This is a genomic window from Streptomyces sp. Ncost-T10-10d, from assembly GCF_900091955.1.
Lineage (GTDB): Bacteria > Actinomycetota > Actinomycetes > Streptomycetales > Streptomycetaceae > Streptomyces.
The window spans coordinates 73,649-92,061 of sequence record NZ_FMDF01000133.1; the positions used below are offsets into that span (position 1 = coordinate 73,649).

At 70.8% G+C, this 18,413-nt stretch carries 8 protein-coding genes and 1 tRNA gene; all 9 read left to right on the forward strand.

Going from position 1 to position 18,413, the window contains the following annotated elements; all coding sequences use genetic code 11:
* Positions 1–21: 21 nt before the first annotated feature.
* The 9 genes from GA0115254_RS21845 to GA0115254_RS21885 all read left to right on the forward strand — a co-directional run bounded on the left by GA0115254_RS21845 (position 22) and on the right by GA0115254_RS21885 (position 18,405).
* Entirely contained in the window at positions 22–2,655 is a 2,634-nt protein-coding gene (locus GA0115254_RS21845; RefSeq protein ID WP_093896982.1) for an ATP-binding protein, read from the forward strand.
* Positions 2,656–2,705: 50 nt separating this feature from the next.
* A tRNA-Pro gene (locus tag GA0115254_RS21850) sits at positions 2,706–2,779 on the forward strand.
* A 292-nt stretch (positions 2,780–3,071) separates the two neighbouring features.
* A complete protein-coding gene (locus tag GA0115254_RS21855; protein ID WP_093896983.1) occupies positions 3,072–5,267 on the forward strand; it encodes a TIGR02677 family protein in 2,196 nt (731 codons plus the stop codon).
* Positions 5,264–6,577 (forward strand): TIGR02678 family protein, encoded by a 1,314-nt coding sequence (locus GA0115254_RS21860; protein ID WP_093896984.1) that lies wholly within the window; start codon positions 5,264–5,266, stop codon positions 6,575–6,577. Before GA0115254_RS21855 ends, GA0115254_RS21860 begins: the two co-directional genes overlap by 4 nt.
* Positions 6,574–10,731, forward strand: coding sequence for a TIGR02680 family protein (locus GA0115254_RS21865; protein WP_176740241.1), 4,158 nt, complete (start codon positions 6,574–6,576; stop codon positions 10,729–10,731). Before GA0115254_RS21860 ends, GA0115254_RS21865 begins: the two co-directional genes overlap by 4 nt.
* Positions 10,728–12,017 (forward strand): TIGR02679 family protein, encoded by a 1,290-nt coding sequence (locus tag GA0115254_RS21870; protein ID WP_093896985.1) that lies wholly within the window; start codon positions 10,728–10,730, stop codon positions 12,015–12,017. The genes GA0115254_RS21865 and GA0115254_RS21870 overlap by 4 nt, the downstream gene beginning before the upstream one ends.
* 774 nt (positions 12,018–12,791) lie before the next feature.
* Entirely contained in the window at positions 12,792–13,916 is a 1,125-nt protein-coding gene (locus GA0115254_RS21875; RefSeq protein WP_370740917.1) for an ATP-grasp domain-containing protein, read from the forward strand.
* Between the two features lie 442 nt (positions 13,917–14,358).
* Positions 14,359–15,390, forward strand: a complete 1,032-nt coding sequence (locus tag GA0115254_RS21880; RefSeq protein WP_370740918.1) for an ATP-grasp domain-containing protein — start codon at positions 14,359–14,361, stop codon at positions 15,388–15,390.
* Positions 15,391–15,657: 267 nt separating this feature from the next.
* Positions 15,658–18,405, forward strand: a complete 2,748-nt coding sequence (locus tag GA0115254_RS21885) for a non-ribosomal peptide synthetase (RefSeq protein ID WP_093896988.1) — start codon at positions 15,658–15,660, stop codon at positions 18,403–18,405.
* The last annotated feature ends 8 nt before the right edge of the window (positions 18,406–18,413 follow it).

The window sequence follows — 18,413 nt, forward strand, 5'->3', positions numbered from 1 at the left end:
ACCACTTTGGGGAGGGTAGGGATGAAGCAGTCCCGGCCGCTGTACGAGCGCGAACCGGAGCTCGCCGCTGCCGCACAAGCCGTGGACGCCCTCTGCGGCGCCCAGGCGGCGGGCCGGCTGCTGATCTTCAGCGGCGAGGCAGGCATCGGCAAGACAGCGCTGCTCGCCGAGATCCAGGCGATGGCCGCCGACCGCTGCACGGTCTGGTCCGCACGCGGCGGCGAAACGGTCACGTCCGTGCCGTTCCACGTCGTACGCCAGCTGCTGCAGCCCGCACTCGACCAGTTCCCGCCCGACGAGGTAAGGGCCTTGTTCGGAGCCTGGTACGAGATCACCGCGCCCGCACTCGGACTCACCGAACCGAGCGGTCCCCAGCCCGATCCGCAGGGTGTGCGGGACGGACTCGACTGGGTCGTCTCCCGGCTGGCATCCGGGCTGAGCCACCGTCCGCTGGTGCTCATCATCGACGACGCACACTGGGCGGACGGCGAATCCCTCGCCTGGCTCGCCTCGTTCACCGCACGCCTCGGCGAACTGCCCGTCCTGGTCGTCCAGGCCCACCGGCCGGAAGAACTGGCAGCGCGGCAGAAGGAGAGCGGGTCGGGCGGCGCCCATCCCTCCCAGGTCCGGGTCGCGCTGCGCGCCCTCACCCCGGACGCCACCGCGGAGCTGGTCCGCGCGGGCCTCGGCGAACACGCCGACGACCCGTTCTGCCGCGAGGTGTGGGCCGTCACCGGCGGCAACCCCTACGAGGCGGTCGAACTCGTCGCCAAGGTCCAGGACCGCGAACTGGCGCCCCTGGAGGAGTCGGCCGGGCTGCTGCGCGAACTCGGCGCAACGGCCCGCGGCAGCGGACTCGTCGCCCGGCTCGAACGGCTCGGTACCAACGCCAACCGGTTCGCCTGGGCCGCCGCCGTGCTCGGCACGGACATCTCGCAGGATCTCGCCGCCACCCTCGCCGGAATGAGCCCCGCCGAGGCCGCCGACTGCACGGCGCGGCTGCGCGAAGCCCGTATCGTCACCGGCTTCGACCCGCTGGAGTTCGTCCACCCGCTGATCGCCACCGCGGTGTACCGCTCCATCCCGCCGGCCACCCGCACCGCCATGCACGGCCGGGCCGCCTGGGCGATCACCCGTGCGGGACTCGGCGCCGCCGCGGCCTCCCGGCACCTCCTCGAAGTACACCCCGACGACGACCAGGAACTGGTCGAGCAGCTCCGCGAAGCAGCCCGACAGCACCTCGCGGTCGGTGCCCCGGAGGCCGCCCGCCGCTGCCTCGAACGTGCCCTGCAAGAACCACCGCACCATCGGGTCAAGGCCACTCTGCTGTACGAACTGGGCTGCGCCACGCTGCTCAGCTCCCCGGCCACCACCGTCCAGCATCTGCGGGCCGCCCTTGAGATGCCCGGACTCTCCGACGACCAGCGGATCGACGCCACCTTCCGGCTCGCGGCCGCGCATTCCCACAACAACCAGCTGAAGGAAGCGGCACGCGCCCTCGCCGCCGAAGCCGCACACACCGCCCCCGGCCCCGGCCTGATGCGGCTCCAGGCCGCCCACTTCCTCTGGGAGGGCATGCAGGCCGCCGAGGACGACGGACCCGCCCGTTCTGCCAGGCTCGCCCGGAACGCCGACCATCTGCACGGCCGCGACAACGCCGAGCGCGCCCTGCTCACCATCCGCGCTTTCGACGCGATGATGCGCGGCGAGAACTCCCAGCTCATTGTCGACCTCTGCGAACGTGCCCTGGTCGACGGCCATCCCGCCCGCGGGCTCGGCTGGACCGATACCGAGTGGGGCTTCGAGCTCCCGACCCTCGTCGGCATCACCTACGCCTTCACGGACCAGCTCGACCGGGCCGAGGAACTCTTCGGCGAGGCCGTCCGCGCCTTCGAGATCTCAGGCTGGAGCGGTGCACATCTCGCGTTCGCGCACACCCTGCTCGGGCTGGTCCACCGCCGTCGCGGCCGGCTGGCCGAGGCGGAGGGCTTCCTCCGCGAAGGACTGCGCCTCGCCGACCGTGTCGGCAGTGGACTTCCCGTCCACTGGGACGCGGCCTGTCTGCTGATCGACACACTGGTCGCCCGCGGCCGTGTCACCGAGGCGCGCGAGATCGCCGACCGTTACGACTTCGGCTCGCCCTACCCCAGCGCGATGGTGCTGCCCGACGCACCGTGCGTACGCGGACGGCTGCTGCTGGCCGAAGGCCGTACGAAGGAAGCGGTCACCGAACTCGAAGCGGCCGGTCAGGCCCTCGAACCCCGCGGCAGGTTCAACGGCGTATGGGCTCCCTGGGCCGGCGATCTCGCCCGCGCACTGGCCGAGGAGGACCCGGGCCGCGCCGCTCAACTCGCCACCTCGGCCCGGGTGCACGCCGAACGCTTCGGCACGGACACCGCGATCGGTGAGGCCCTGCGCTGTGTCGCCCTCTTCGCCCGCGCCGAGGACGCCACCCATCTGCTGGCCGAGTCGGTCCGCCACCTGGAAGCGTCCCCGTCCGCGTACGAACACGCGCTGGCCCTCGTCGACCACGGCATCGCGATCGGCTCCCCGCGCGAACTCGCCAGGGCTCACAAACTGGCCACGGCGTGCGGCGCCGAATCCCTGGCAGACCGCGCCCACCAGGCACGGGCGTCGATCCGGTCCTCGGAGTGAGGTAATGTTTGTCCTGCGCAGCCGCCCGGAAACGCCGGGGGGAATCGCAGCGGGACGTGGCGCAGCTTGGTAGCGCACTTGACTGGGGGTCAAGGGGTCGCAGGTTCAAATCCTGTCGTCCCGACTGGAGACAGTCGCAGGCAAAGGCCGGTTTCGGAGAAATCCGAAATCGGCCCTTGGTCATTCCTGGGGACCAGTCGGGGACCAGCCTCCTTGACCGGCGTCAGCGGGCGGAAAAGGGAAGGCGCCCGGCTGCGGGAGCCCCGTCGACGACCCGCGGCCGGGGAACCGTGCCGCCCGTGATCCCGCCCGGCCGGATCCCCTCCGCCCCGCCCGGCCGGATCCCCTCCGCCCCGGCCGGGCAGCCCGCCGCCCCCTGCCGTCGACCGGTGGGCCCCAGCGCTCTTTGTCTCGTCGTGGACCGAGGGAACCTCACGGCACCGCGGCCCGGCGCCGGGACCGCGACCGGCGCTGTCCCGAAGAAGAGCCCGTCCGGTCTGCTGCAGCCCCGGCCCGGCTCGGCCGTCCCTCAGCAGCGCATCTCCGCACCCTCCTGCACGATCGTGGAGCAGGAGAAGGTGGCGCTGGACCTCGTACGCCGGGCACTGGCGCTGGACGAGACCGAACTGCGTGGCCCGAGGGCCCAGCGCGGCCTGGGCGCGGACGCGGGGGGCGAGTTGGCCCGCTTCCACGAACTCAAGACCTGTCGCGGTGTCGAGCAGGACACGATCCAGCTCGCCCCCACGGAGTTCCAGCGGGCGGTCGAGAGCGACGACTTCTTCCTCGCGGTCGTCTCCGGCGTGGAGGCGGGAACGGCGCCGGTCACCGTACTGATCATCCTGGAGCCGCTGAAGCACCTGCCCTGCCGGCCGAGCGGCAATGTGCTGGTCTCCGGCATCCGGAATGCGCAGAGCTTTGTCCACCCGTTCGAGAACATGGTGTGGATCCCGGCCATGACAGCGACGACAACGAAGCGACGCCGGCATCCGGAACTGCCCCCTACCGTGGGGGCCGAAGTGCCGCAGGGATGGCGGCGGAGGAGGGAATGTACGAGGATGCGCAGGGTTCCGCCGGAGATGTTCCGGTTCACCACGGGCGAGAAGGCCGACCTGAACGGGGCCGTACTCGAAGCCTTTGGCGTGGCCGGCGAATACCTGGAGACCACGCTCGGGCTCGACGGCGTACGCGAGCGGCTGCGTGCGGTGGGCTGGATCGCGGATCTCGGGGACGAGGAGCTGCACGACGCGCTGAAACGGCTGGTGAGGTGGGAACTCCTCGACGTGGTCCACAACCACGCCGAGAACTACCGTACGGCCGAGGAGTACGAACGGCGCAACCTGCACTACTCGTTGACCCGCCGGGGCGAGGCCGCGCTCGCCGGGCTGCGGCACGCCCTGGAGGTGCTGGCATCGACGGGGGCGCTGCAGACCGCGGTGCTGGAGGCGATCAGCGATCGGCTCGACGAACTGACCGTACTGTCCGGTGAACCCGCCGTTGCCGACCGCCGGATCTTCAGCACCCTGCGGGAGTTGGAGGGGCATTTGGAGGCCCTGGTGGAGAACACCAAGGCTTTCAACGGCCAGTTGCAGCGGCTCCTCCGCGCCGAGGGCGTGGACCTGGACGTGTTCCGTGAGGTGAAGGCAGCCACCGTCGCGTACCTCCAGGAGTTCCTGGTCAACCTCGACCGGCGCGGCGAGACGGTGGCCGCCGCCGTGGCCCGCGTGGAGGAGCGGGGCATCGCGGTGCTGCGCGAGCGGGCTCTGCGCGGCGCCGAGCTGCCGCCGGTGCCGGGGGAGGACCCCGCAGCCGGCTGGCTGGAGAGCCGACGGGCGCGCTGGGCGGGCCTGCGGGCGTGGTTCCTGCCGGACGACGGGGCGCGTCCCCGGATCGAGCAGTTGCACGATGTCGCCCGGCGCGCCATCGTCTCCCTCCTGCAGGTCCTGGAGCGGATCAACGAGTCCCGGCGCCGCTCCACCAGCGCCGTGCAGGACTTCCGGGAACTGGCACGCTGGTTCGCGGCGGCTCCCGAGGAGGACGACCTGCACCGGCTGTGGGCGGCGGCCTTCGGTCTCGGCCCGGCGCGTCACGCCCACCTCGCCCACCCCGACCCGGAGCTGATTCCTTCGTCCCAGTCCTGGTTCGAGGCGCCGCCGGTGGAGGTGTCGGCGCTGCTGCGGACGAGCGGACGGACGGAGCGCTTCACCCGCACGGGCAAAGTGAGGAACGTCGCGGCCGTGAGGGCCGAGCGCGCCGAGCGGGCACGTGCGGAGCGAGCGGAGCTCGCGCGAGCCTGGCAGGAGCTGGAGACGGACGGCCCCGTACGGCTCTCCTCCCTCGGCACGCTGGATCCCGCGGCCTTCGACCGCTTGCTGGACCTGCTGGGCCGGGCCCTGGCTGCTCCGCCGGACGCCGGCGGTCTGCGACGCGCCACGACCGGGGACGGCCGGGTGGAGATCGCGCTGTCGCCGCCCCCCGACGCGCGTACCGCCGTACTGCACACCGAAAAGGGGACGCTGACAGGCCCGGACTACGTCGTCCACATCCTGGCCGCGGGTGGAGCGGCCGCCTTCCCGTCGGCCCGCGCCGCCATGGGACGGGAGGAGACCGGATGAGCACGCTCGCCAACCAACTGGCCTCCGCAGAAAGGGAGGAGGTCGCTCGCGCCATCCGTCTCCTCCTGGCCCGCCCGCTGCTCACCGAGGCCGTCGATCCGACCGGTTTCGAACTGGTACGGCGCCGTCGTGCCCCGCTGGCCCGGTGGTTCGACTACACCTGCGGGTGGAGCCTGGTCGTGGAGCCCCGCCGCGGATACGCCCGCCTCACCAAGATCCGTGCGAACCCCGACGGCTCCCGTCCGGCGCGCAGAGCGCGGTCCGGCCGGGCCCCGTTCGACCGTCGGCGCTACGTCCTGCTCTGCGTCACCGCGGCCGAGCTGCTGTCGATGCCGATGACGACCATCGGCATGCTCGCCGACCGCGTCGTCCAGGCGACCGCGGCCGACCGGGCACTGCCGGTTTTCGACCCGGTCCACCGGCCGGAGCGGATGGCGTTCGTCGACGTCCTCAAGTTGCTGGAGTCGTACGACGTGCTGCGCGCCGTGGACGGCACGACCGAAGCGTACGTCGACTCCGCGGAGGCGAAGGTCCTGTACCGGGTGGACACCACGCTGCTGATGCGGCTGCCCGCCGCGCCGGTCGGTGCCTCACGGCTCGCCGTGATCCCGGACGACGTGCCCACACGGTTCGAGGACCTTCTCGCCGACCTGGTGCGGGAGCGCCGCTACGGCGGCACCGCCGCCGACGGGACGGCCGACGGGGCGCCCGGCGAGATTGCCACCACTGATGCCCAACGGAACCTGAGATCGCGTCACTCGGTGCTGCGCCGCCTCTTCGACGATCCCGTGCTGTACCGGGCCGACCTCGCCGAGGACGAGCTCGCCTACGTCACCTCTCTGACCGGCCGCCAAATCCTGCGCCGATCGGTCGAGCAGGCCGGCTTCCTCCTGGAGGAACGGGCCGAGGGCTTCCTGCTCGTCGACCCGGACGGCATTGCCACCGACGTCCGCTTCCCCGACGACACTTCCACCGCCCGAGTCGCCGCGCTGCTTCTCCTCGCCCCGCTCTGCGCGGCGCCCGCGGGGATGCTGCCCGAACAGCTGGCCGAGGCCGGAGCGGAACTGCTGCGGCGCTTCCCTGGCTGGGCCAAGGCGTACCAGTCCGAGGACGGCCCGGCACGGCTGGCCGACGACGCCGTACGCGTCCTGCTCGACGTCGGCCTGGCCGGGAGAACCCGGGGCCGCGTCGTCGCACGACCGGCCGCGTACCGCTACCGCTTGACGGAGACAACGACTCCGGGACCGAAGAACGACCCGAAGAGCACTACCACTTCCCGTGGCGGCGCTACGGAAGGAGACATCCAGTGAGCGTGACAGAATTGCCCTTCCAGCTACGGTCCGAGGAGACCGCCGAGCTGCCGCTCGTTCGAGCGGCGGACGCCGCCCCCAGCCGCTGGCAGCCCCACCGCGCGGGCATCCTCAATGTCTGGCGCTACTACGACGAGACCTTCACCTTCCACCAGGGGCGGCTGCTGCTGCGCGGCCAGAACGGCTCCGGCAAGTCCAAGGCCCTGGAGTTGCTGCTCCCCTTCCTCTTCGACGCCAGCCTCCGCCCCAACCGCCTTTCCACGTTCGGTGGTTCGGAACGCACCATGCACTGGAACCTGCTTGGCGCGGGGGCCTCCTCCAAGACACGCGTGGGGTACGTGTGGATGGAGTTCCGCCGTGTCGGCGACGACGGCACCGAAGAGTGGTTCGGCTGCGGTGCGCGCCTGCACGCGAGCGTGCACACCAGCACAGCACACGCCGAGTACTTCACCACCGGTTCCCGGATCGCCCACCCCGAGGGCGTACCCCTCGTCAACGAGGTGGGGCAGCCCCTGACCAAGGCCGCTCTCGCCGAGGCTCTTCGCGACCGCGGCGAGGTGCACCCGTCAGCCACCGACCACCGCACCGCTGTCCGACGTGCACTCTTCGCCGGCATGGCGGAGCAGCGGTACGAGTCGCTGCTCTCCGCGCTGCTCCAGCTGCGCCAGCCGAAGCTGTCCGAACGGCTCGACCCGTCCTTGCTGTCGACCCTGTTGTCCCGCGCACTGCCCCCGCTCGGCGAGGGGGAGATCACCGAGCTCGCCGAGGGCTTCGAGCGTCTGGATCGACAGCGCGACCACCTCGACCGGCTCGACGCCGAAGTCACGGCGGCCGAGACCGTTGCCTCCCGACAGCGTGCCTACGCCCGCCGGGTCCTGCGCGCCGGCGCGGCCGGGCTGATCTCCGCGACGACCGATATGGACGGCCGCACCCGTGCCGCCCGCCTGAGCGGCGAGGCACTCGACGAAGCGCTCGTGGAGCGCGCGTCGACCCAGACCCTGCGTGACGAACAGGATCTGCGGGCACACGCCCTGGACGAGACCGTCGAGGGGCTGCGCGAGCGCGACGCGTACAAGAAGGGGGAGGAGCTCGACCGGCTCCGCCGCGACACCGCGGATCTGGTCGCGGCCGCGAAGGAGCGGCGTGCCACCGCTGAATCCGCCGAGACCGGCGCGGAGAAGGACCGGAAGCTCGCAGCCGAGACCGCGGGGTACGCCCGCACCCTCGACGAGCACGCGCGTGAAGCCGCGGACGAATCACATCGGTCGGCCCGGGCCGCGGGCATGGAGTCCGTCCATCACGAGGTGAGCACGATCCTCGACTCGGGATCGGCGGCGCTCCTCACCGATGGCCCGGGGGCCGGGACGGGTGGCCGATGGCCGGAGAGCTCCGGTGCCGTCGCTCGTACGGTGGGCGAGCACGCGGCCCGCAAGGCCCGTCGGCTGCTCCGAGGCGCGGTCACCGCGCGACGCGAACAGGTCATGCACATCACCGAGGCGATCGAGGAGCACGACCGCGCGGTACGGGATCGAGGTGCGGCCGAGGGCCTGCTGGACGAGGCGCGCACCAGGCTGGGGGAGGCGATCGTTCACCGGGACGAGACCGCCGGAGCCTGGGACGACGCCGTCGCCGGGCAGGCGGACCTGCTGCTGGCCTGGGCTGCGGGCTGCACGGAACTACGCATCGCCGACCCCGCCGAACTGGCGGCCAGGGCGGCGGTCGAAGCGGACGTGCGCGCGCTGGTGGACGCCGCGGCACGGCCGCTGGACCAGGAGATCACCACGGCGCGGGCCGGTGTCCGAGCCGCACGCCGGGGGCTGGGAGAGGAACGGGACAGGCTCGACGAGGAAGCGCGTCGGCTCAGTGGTGAGACCGACCTTCCGCCGCCCGCCCCACCCACCCGCACCACCGTCCGCACAACGGCGGCGGGAGCGCCGTTGTGGCGGCTCGTGGCCTTCCGCGAAGGTGTTCCGGTCACCGTCCAGGCCGCGGTGGAAGCCGCACTGGAGGCATCGGGCCTCCTGGACGCATGGGTCAGCCCCTCGGACGGGATCATGTTGCCGGGTCACGACACCCGTGCCGAGCCCGCTCTGGCCGCAGCTGCCCCGGGGCCCAGCCTGCTTGACGTGTTGCGGCCAGAGGAGGACATCCCCGTACCGGTCGGCACCGTTGCTCACATCCTCGCCGGTGTCGCGTACGGCACCACCTTGCCCGGCGGCCACCCGGCGGCCGTCTCCGCCGAAGGGGCCTGGCGCCTCGCGCCGGCCACCGGGACCTGGAGCAAGCCGGAACCCGCTTTCATCGGTGCTCTCGCTCGGCAACGGGCCCGCCGACGCAGGATCGCCGAATTGACCGGGCGCATCAAGGAAACGGACGCCGCCCTCGCCGCCCTCGACGATCAGCTGAACGAGCTCGACGCCCGAGCCACCACGTTGGAGATGGACCGGGCCGCGCGGCCCGGCCACCGGGAACTCGACGCCCGTCGACGGGGCTGGGACCGGGCCGAGGAGATGATGGCGGCCCGGGACGAGGTCGTACGTGACGCGACCACGCACCTTGCCCGGCGCGAGACCGGGGTGGCGCACGCGCTGCGCACGCTGAGCCGCCGGGCCGCCGAACACGGACTGCCCACCGACCGTGAGCGGTTGCGCAGCCTCTCCAGCGATGTCGATGGATTCCGTGACCTCGCCGACAGTTGGGTCGACGCCCGTATCACTGCGGCCACCGCCGCCGAAGGTGCTCGTCAGACGGCCACGCAGGCGGACCGGTCACGCCGCATCGCCGACGAGAGGGTCGGGGAAGCGGCTGCCTTCGAGGCGAAGGCCGCTGGGACGACTGCGCGTCTGGAGGCGGTGGAGGCGACCGTCGGTGAGGACTACCGGCAGATCGTCGTGCGCGTCGAGGAAGCGCGCGCCGAGCGGGACCGCTGCCGGAGCGAAGTCCGCCGAGCGACGCGACTCCTGGTGGACCTGGAAGGCCGCATCGGCGGGTTGCGGGCCACGAGCTCTCAGGACGCCGATCTACGGGAGACGGCCGTCGCGGCCCGGGACGACGCGGCACACCGTTTCCGGCACCTGTGCCTCGTCGGCCTGGCAGAGGACGCCGGAATCGCGCTGGAACTCGACGCCGGGGACGGCACCAGGGCCACCCTGGAGGCCGCCCGCGCCACCGCGGCCCAGTGGCCCGGCCTCCCCCACGCGCCGCGGAATCTCGGCGACGCCGCGACCCGTCTCTCCGAAGCCGTTCACGAGGCCCGTGGACACCTCGGCGTCCGTGCGGACCTGGCTCTGGAGCCCGACGACGACGTCCAGCTCTTCACCGCCACTCTGGACGGCGTACGCGTCGGGGCGGCCGGGCTGCTCACCACGCTCACCCAGGAACGCGACCGCAGTCGCGGCGACATCAGCACCGCCGAGCGGCGTCTCTTCGACCAGATCCTCACCGGTGACATCCGCCGTCACCTCGCCGCCCGGATCCGCCGGGCCGGCGAACTCGTCGAGCACATGAACGGGCACCTGGAGCGGGTCCGTACGGCCTCCAACGTCGCGGTCCAACTCGTCTGGGACGTCCGCCCGGACCTCCCGGACAGTACCCGCACCGCTCGCCGGCTGCTCCTGAAGGACCCCGCCCGGGTCACCGAGTCGGACCGGGAGGCCCTGCATACCTTCTTCCGTGCCCGTATCGAGGAGGCCAAGGGCAACGACACGGCCGCGAGCTGGGAGGAGCACCTCGGCGAGGTGCTGGACTACACCGCCTGGCACAGCTTCACCGTCCGTCTCGACCGGGCGGACGGAAACGGCTGGCAGCCGCTGACCAAGAGGCTGCACGGGGCTCTCTCCGGCGGAGAGAAGGCCATCGCCTTGCACCTGCCGCTGTTCGCGGCCGTCGCCGCCCACTACGAGGACGTGCCCCTGGCGCCCCGCCCCATCCTGCTCGACGAGGTCTTCGTCGGCGTCGACACCGTCAACCGAGGACAGGTCTTCGCCCTGCTGACCGCACTCGACCTGGATCTCGTGATCACCTCCGACCACGAGTGGGGCACCTATCGCGAGCTTCCTGGCATCGCCGTCCACCAGCTCCTTACCGACGGCGGCGACGACGCCGTCACCAGCGCGCGCTTCGTCTGGAACGGCACCGGCATGGAGGCGGGATGACGACCACGGACGCGACGACCGGCACGGAACCGCACCCGGGCGAAGCCACCCTGCGTCGCCGCGAGCTCCGCCCTCTCTGGCAGTCGGTCCACGGCCGCCTCTCCTCCGGACGCCCCGTCACACGCGTACGCATCGGACCGTTGGACGAGACCCAGCGGGAGGCACTCGCAGACCTCCTCGGTCTGGACCACCTGCCGGAAACCCGCCCCTTCGTCGCCCTGAACCGATTGGAGGAGGCGGTCGCCGAACTCTCCGGCCGCACCGTACGAGAAGTCGTTGTCGCGCTCGTCGGCCCACTCGGAGACAGAGCTGGTGAGCGCCGCCGCCTGGACGACGAACGTGCTGGGCTGTGGGGTTGGCTGGCCGGTCACGACACCGTAAGGGCGCAGCCGGTGCTCGCCGACTGGGCTGCATCCTGCCGAGCCGCGGGTCTGGTCGGCGGCTCGGCGGAACGTACCCGCACGCAGCTCACCGATGCGCTCAAGGTGCTCGCCGAACTCCCCGGTCCGGGCGAACCCCTGCCCGTCTTCGCCGCCCGGGTCCTGAACGGCCACGCGCACGCCCTCGACGACGGCACACCTCTTTCCACCCTCGTCCTCCGTGCCCTCGCGACCCTTTACGACACCGTCCCGCCCCAGTCCGCAGCGGAACGGCGGGCCCTGTGGAGCCGCGCGGGTGTAGCCGACGACGAGTTGTCCGCCACAGTCCTCGTCGGCGGACTGCGCCCGTCCGGCGACGGTCTGCTCGCCCGGCTGGCCGCGGCGTGCGCAGAGGCCGGTCAGGCCGCGAGCCTGACCCTCGCCCACGTCCGGACCCCAGGCCGGTTCGCCCTGCCCGCAGGCTCCGTACCCGTCGTGCGGGTAGTGGAGAATCCCAGCATTCTGGCCCTGGCTCTACGCCGTTTCGGTTCCTCCTGTCCGCCGCTCGTCTGCACATCCGGCTGGCCCAACAGTGCGGCTGTCCAGCTCCTGCGCATGCTCGCGGATCAAGGTGCCGCTCTCCGATACCACGGTGACTTCGATGGTGAGGGCATCCGTATCGCCGCATACGTCCTGGACAAGACACCGGCGCACCCCTGGCGTATGACGGCCGAGGACTACCGTGCCGCGGTCGTCCGCAACCCGCACGGCCCTCGGCCCGGGCGTATCACCGAAGCGCCGTGGGACCCCGAGCTGGCCGGGGCCATGGTGGAGCATGGGACTGCCGTGGTCGAGGAGCTGGTGGCCGATGTGCTGTTGGAGGACCTCGCTTGTACGGCTCAGCAGGAGCGCCCCTCCAGGTGGTAGCCCAGTGGGCGTGTGTCGGCTTCAGGGACCGTTGCCGTCGACTTCACCGTCAACCCTGCCCACCAGCACGCCGCCGGCGCCCGCAAGAGGGGGCTGCGGACGAGGGCGAACTGGAAGATCCGGGCCGCTCGCGGACGCCCTCTTCTGCTTGTCGGCTGCCGGCATCCATGCCCTGACCGCACAGACGGGGCGAACGTTGTTCGGTGTGATGTCATCGGTCGTCAGGGGCGGGTGGCGGTGATCCCTTCGGCACGGATGATCTCCTCGAAGCGGCCTTCGGCGCTGAAGGCGAGCAGGGCTTTGCGCAGATCGCGTTCGAAGGCGTCTTTGTGGTCGCCGAATTGGGCGGGAGCGGACGACCGCGCCGCCAGGCTCGATGATGCGGTCGCGGTCCATCCGGTGGCAGGGTCGGCTCCGGTGGCGGTGCTGTCGTAGCGGTCCCTGAAGGCTCGGGCAACGACCTGGTCGTCAAGGCACCTTCACCCAGGACCCGTCCTGATCCGAGAGCAAGGTTCCGGCGCGCCAGGCACGGCCGAGGAGTCTGAGATTCCTGTTGTGGGTATTCATGATTTCCTTGTGATCCATATCACAGGAGGTGATCGACTGGGTCTGTGCAATGATTCACCGGTGCCGGAAAAGATCCGGCTGCGTCACGATGAAACCGCAATAACTTCTCCCTGGCTCGGCAAGTCGTAACACTGGAGACGGCACATGCCCACGATGGTGGTTATTGGATATCGGGATGATCTTGACGAGGCGCTACGACGTCGGGATGTGGATCCCTTCTACATCGTTCCGACTCCGATCATCTCGCCGGAGAAGAAAAAATTTCGCTGTGTCGCCGACATGGAGAACGTCCAGGAAGTTCTCCGCTCGGTGCTCTCTGTACAGGCGGAAGACCTGGCAGGCGTGCTCAGCGTCCATGAGATGGGTGTATTCCCGGCGGCATATCTGCGCGGGCAATTAAATCTTCCGGGGAACGCGGATTCCCGTAAGGTCCTCGCCTTCCGGGACAAGTACCTCCAGAAGAGCCTGCTGCCGCCGGAGGTGCGGCGCGCGCGGTGCCGGTATCTGCCCGTGGGTACGCCCTACGAGGAGCCGGCCGCCGAGCTGGGCACCCCTTTCGTCGTCAAGCCGGCCACCGGGGCGGGCGCCCTGCGCACCGGCATCGTCCGCTCGCCCGAGGAGTACGCCCGAGCGCTCGAGCCGTTCTCCGGACGCTCGGACGTCGAGGTCGTCGCCGAGTCGTTCGTCGACGCGCCCGAGGTCTACCTCGACGGCGTCTGGCAGCACGGCGTGCTCCAGTGGTCGTCTCTGAGCAGTAATCACATCTCCCCGCTCAGCGCCGTGCAGGGTGGCGTCCTGGCCGCGCATGTGCGCGACCGACAACGATGTCCGGACCTCTTCGGGCAGGCGGAGGCCATGGCCCGCCGGGTGCTCGCCACCCTGGAGGCGCCCGACTGCGTCTTCCATATGGAGGCGTTCCATCAGCCCGACGGGCTGACGTTCGGCGAATGCGCCGTCCGGCTGCCGGGAGCCCTGTCGCCCCGGGTCAATCAACTGACCTACGGCGTCGACCTCCTCGACATCGAGATCGCCCTCGCCCTGGGGGAGGCGCCCGAGCCGCCGTACGGCCACCGGCCACCGGACCGCTTCCACGGTTATCTGCTCCTGCGCCCCCCGCGTGACGGCACGCTGGCTCAGGAGGACTTCGAGCGCGCCTTCTCCTTCGACGAGCTGCACTACCCCTCCGCTCCCGATGCGCCGGTCGGTCCTTACGGCCGCGTCGGACACGCCATCGTGTCCGACGCGGACGAGTCGAGGCTCAGGCGCACGATCGACGAGATTGCACGCTTCAACGAGGCAGGCGGCGCCCGCGGCGGCTCGTCGCTCGCATGACGGCGGCCCGGCCGGATCCGGCCCAGGGTGCGGCGAATCGTACGCAGGCGCCCTACGGGTCACCGGTCCTGTAATTACATGGCGCCGCAAGCCCTGACCGGCTCGGCGAATATCTCCCGGCGCGCAGAGGCAGAAGTTCGCGAAGCGAGTAATTGCAAAAACCTGCATTGTGGTCCATATCGCACGATCCGCCGCCATGTGGCTGTGTAATGATGCATCGGATGTCAGGGGGTGGATCCCGCCGCTCATCGCGACGTAACACGACAGTAATTCGTCATTTTGGCAGTGGTGACTTTGGAGACGGCGCATGCCCACGATAGTCGTTGTCGGATACCGGGAAGATCTCGATCAAGCCCTGCGGCGCCGAGGCCTGGAACCCTTTTACATCGTGTCGGCACCCCTGCATTTACAGGACAGGAAGAACTATCGCTGCGTCGCGGACATGGAGAACGCGCAGGAAGTCTTCCGGGCGGTTCTCTCCGCCGGTCTCGGTGACCTGGCCGGCGTCATCAGCGTCCATGAATTCGGAGTCTTCGCGGCGGCCTATTTGCGCCGGCAGTTGCATCTTCCCGGAAACTCCGATTCCCGGGGAGTTCTCTTCTTCCGGGACAAGTACCTGCAGAAGAACCGGCTCCCGCCGGACGTCCGGCGCGCGCGGGCCCGTTATGCGTCCCGGGCCACGCCCTACGCGGAACTCGCCGAGGAACTGGGGAAGCAGTTCGTCGTCAAACCCGCCATCGGCGCTGGGGCGCTGCGCACCGAGGTCGTCCGCTCCGCCGAGGAGTACCACCGCGCGCTGGAGCCGTTCCCGGGTGAGTCGGACGTCGATGTGGTCGCCGAGTCGTTCGTCGACGCCCCCGAGATCTACATGGACGGGATCTGGCAGGGCGGCGACCTGCACTGGCGCTCCCTGACGCGCTATCACAGCTCGCCGCTGAGCGCCGTGCACGGTCGGGTCCTCGCGGCCCATCTGCTCGACGAGCGGCTGCACCCGGACCTGTTCGAACAGGCGGAGGACCTCACCAAACGGGTGCTCAGGACCCTGGAGGCACCGGACTGCGTGTTCCATCTGGAGGCGTACGTCGAACAGGACGGGCTGACCTTCGGCGAATGCGCCATTCGCCTGCCGGGCGCGCTCTCCCCTCAACTGGTCCAACTCACCTACGGAGTCGACCTCTTCGACGCCGAGATCAGCTTGGCGCTCGGACTGAGTGTCTCCCTCCCCCCGGCGGTCCGCCCGCCGGAGCGCTTCCACGGCTATCTCCTGCTACGGAGCCCCGGCCACGGCAACCTGACGCGCGAGGACTTCGCGCGCGCCTTCACCTTCGACAAGCTCACCTATTCCTCCTCACCGGACACCTCACCCGGACCCTACGGCCGCGTCGGCGAGGCGATCGTCTCCGACTCGGACGAGCGGCGGCTCAGCCGCACGATCGCAGAGATCGTCCGGTTCAACGAGACCGGCGGGAAGTAGGGCCCCGGCGCGGACAGGCCCACGTCCCAGCGCCGCAGCGACTCCCACCGGCACATCGCCCGCACGTGGACCGCCACTCGCCGGCCTGAACCGGCGGCGACCGCGTGCCGCACACCGCCCGCGGCGGGCACCGCCCCGCCCCGGACTCACCGGGCCTCACCGTCATGCCCCCAGCCGTCCTCGGGCGGACATCACCCACCCCTCCTCCAGTACGTGCGCGCTGATCCACCCAGTTCAGTCCCACCTCGATCGGGGGTCCTCACTGTCATGTCGGACATACGTCACGCCACAAGCGTCACGACGCTTCCGCATCTGCTCGAACGCGCCGCACAGGACACCGCACGCGGCGTCACCTTCGTCGACGGTCCGTTCGTCTCCTACGCCGAACTGCGCGAAGGCGCCCTGAGAATCGCCCAGGGCCTGCGCAGCCGGGGCACCGCACCGGGGGACCGCGTCCTGGTCGCGGCCGGCGACCCCGAGAGCTTCCTCCGCGCCTTCTGGGGCTGCCTGCACGCGGGCGCCGTGCCCTGTCCGATCGCCCCGCCCGCCGATCCCTCCCGCCTGCGCCCTCAACTGGAGCACCTGCGCAGCCTCCTCGGCGACCCGCTGGTCGTCGTACCCAAGGCGCACGATGATCTGCCCGACATCGGGCTGACCACGGTGACCGTGGAGGAGCTGGACGCCGCCCCGGCCGAGCCCGAACACATCCACGCGGCCGCCCAGGACGACCTCGCCCTGCTGATGCTCACCTCCGGGTCGACCGGATCGAGCAAGGCGGTCCGGCTCACCCACGCCAACCTTCTCGCGGCGCAGGCCGGGAAGTCGGGGGCGCTGGACCTGGGGCCCGCCGACACCATGATGAACTGGATCTCCGCCGACCACATCGCGGCCATCGAGGCGCACCTGCTGCCGATGCGCAACGGCGCGAACCAGGTCGTCGCCACCCCGGCCACCGTGCTGGCCGAACCGGTCGGATTCCTCAGGCTCCTGACGGCTCATCAAGTACGGGTGGCGTTCACCCCCAACTTTCTCTTCGGCCAGATCAACCAGGCCCTCGCGCGAACGGTCGGGGCCGTGCCCGGCATTGATCTCTCGCGGATCCGGTACATCATCTCCGGCGGCGAGGCGACAGTGACCGCCACCGTACGGTCGTTCCTGGACGCCCTGGCCCCCTACGGACTGCGCTCCGACGTGGTGGTGCCCGCGTTCGGGATGACCGAGACCTGCGCGGGCAGCGTGTTCAACCGCGAGTTCACCGACCGCGACCTCGGTGAGGAGTTCCCGCCGCTGGGCCACCCGGTCGAGGGGCTGTGCATCCGGATCGTCGACGGCGCCGGCACGGTGCTCTCCTCCAGCGACCGTCCGGCCTCGGCCGGGTCCGGCGAGGTGCAGCTGCGCGGACCCATGGTGACCGGCGGGTACTTCGGCAACCTCACGGCCACCGCCGAGGCATTCACCGACGACGGCTGGTTCCGCACCGGCGACCTGGGCCGGCTCGATGCCGACGGGCGGCTGACCCTCATCGGCCGCACCAAGGACTCCGTCATCGTCAACGGCGTCAACTACTACAGCCACGACCTGGAAGCGGTCCTCGACGAACTCGACGGCGTCCGGCGCGGACAGGTCACCGCCTTCCCGATCCGACCCGAGGGCGCCGACTCCGAACAGCTCGCCGTCGCCTTCGTGCCGGCCGGCGACCCGGCCGACGAGACGACCCTCTACCGCACGCTCGTCGCGATACGCAGCTCCACGGTGATGCACTGGGGGTTCCGTCCCCAGCTGATCCTGCCCGTCGCCGAGAGACAGATCCCGCGCGGCAACCTCGGCAAGGTCCAGCGGTCCCGGCTGCGCACGGCCGTCGAGTCCGGGACGCTGGACGCGGCGGCCCGGCGCGCGCAGGAGGTGACCGGCCGCTTCCTCGGCGGCCACGTGGAGCCGGCGGACGAGGCGGAGACCGCCCTGGCCCAGGTGTTCGCCGAGGTGCTGAACGTCGAGCGGGTCCCGGTCACCGCGAGCTTCTTCGACCTGGGCGGCACCTCGCTCGACGTCCTGCGGCTCAAACTCAACGTCCAGACCGCGTTCGGCCTCGACGACCTCCCCATGGCGACGCTCCTGCAGGCCCCGAGTGTGCGGGCGCTGGCGGCCCGCCTGACCTCGGCGTCCGGCGCGGGCGGCGACGCCGCCTACGACCCGCTGGTGCCGCTCCAGGTCACCGGCGAGGGGACCCCGCTGTTCTGCGTCCACCCGGGCCTCGGCGAGGTACTGGTCTTCGTCAACCTCGCCAAGTACTTCACCGGGGAGCGGCCGTTCTACGCGCTGCGGGCCCGGGGCTTCGGGCAGGGGGAGTCGCACTTCACCTCCTTCGACGAGATGGTCGGCGCGTATGTCGCGGCGATCCGCCGGACCCGCCCGAGCGGCCCGTACGCCGTGGCGGGCTACTCCTACGGCGGAGCCGTGGCGTTCGAGATCGCCAAGCGCCTGGAGGCCGACGGCGAAAGGGTCGACTTCGTCGGCATCTTCAACCTTCCCCCGCGCATCTCCGGCCGGATGAACGAGATCACCTTCACCGACGGCGCGATCAACCTGGCACTGTTCCTCGAACTCATCAACCCCGCCGACATTCCCGAACTGACCACCACTCTGCGTCCGTTGCCCGAGGCCGACCAGCTCGCCCACCTCGTCGAGCACGCCCCGCCCAGGCGGCTGGCCGAACTCGACCTGAACGTCGAACGGTTCGGCGCCTGGGTGCACCTGGCGCAGAGCATGGTGCACCTGGGGCGCGACTACGAGCCGTCCGGCACGGCCGAAAGGGTGCGGGTCTTCTACTGCACCCCGCTCAAGGGCACCAAGCAGGAGTGGCTGGACGGTCAGCTGCGCGACTGGGACGAGTTCGCCCGCGAGACGAACAGCTACATCGAAGTGGACGGGGAGCACTACACGCTGATGAGCCCCCAGCACGTCCAGAGCTTCCAGGCGACCCTGCGCAGGGAACTGACCCGCGCGCTGGACCGATGACCTGCCGG

Coding starts and splice junctions, on each gene's coding strand:
- GA0115254_RS21885 (WP_093896988.1), top strand. CDS start 15,658: ATGTCGGACATACGTCACGCCACAAGCGTCACGACGCTTCCGCATCTG.
- GA0115254_RS21870 (WP_093896985.1), top strand. CDS start 10,728: ATGACGACCACGGACGCGACGACCGGCACGGAACCGCACCCGGGCGAA.
- GA0115254_RS21880 (WP_370740918.1), top strand. CDS start 14,359: ATGGAGAACGCGCAGGAAGTCTTCCGGGCGGTTCTCTCCGCCGGTCTC.
- GA0115254_RS21860 (WP_093896984.1), top strand. CDS start 5,264: ATGAGCACGCTCGCCAACCAACTGGCCTCCGCAGAAAGGGAGGAGGTC.
- GA0115254_RS21845 (WP_093896982.1), top strand. CDS start 22: ATGAAGCAGTCCCGGCCGCTGTACGAGCGCGAACCGGAGCTCGCCGCT.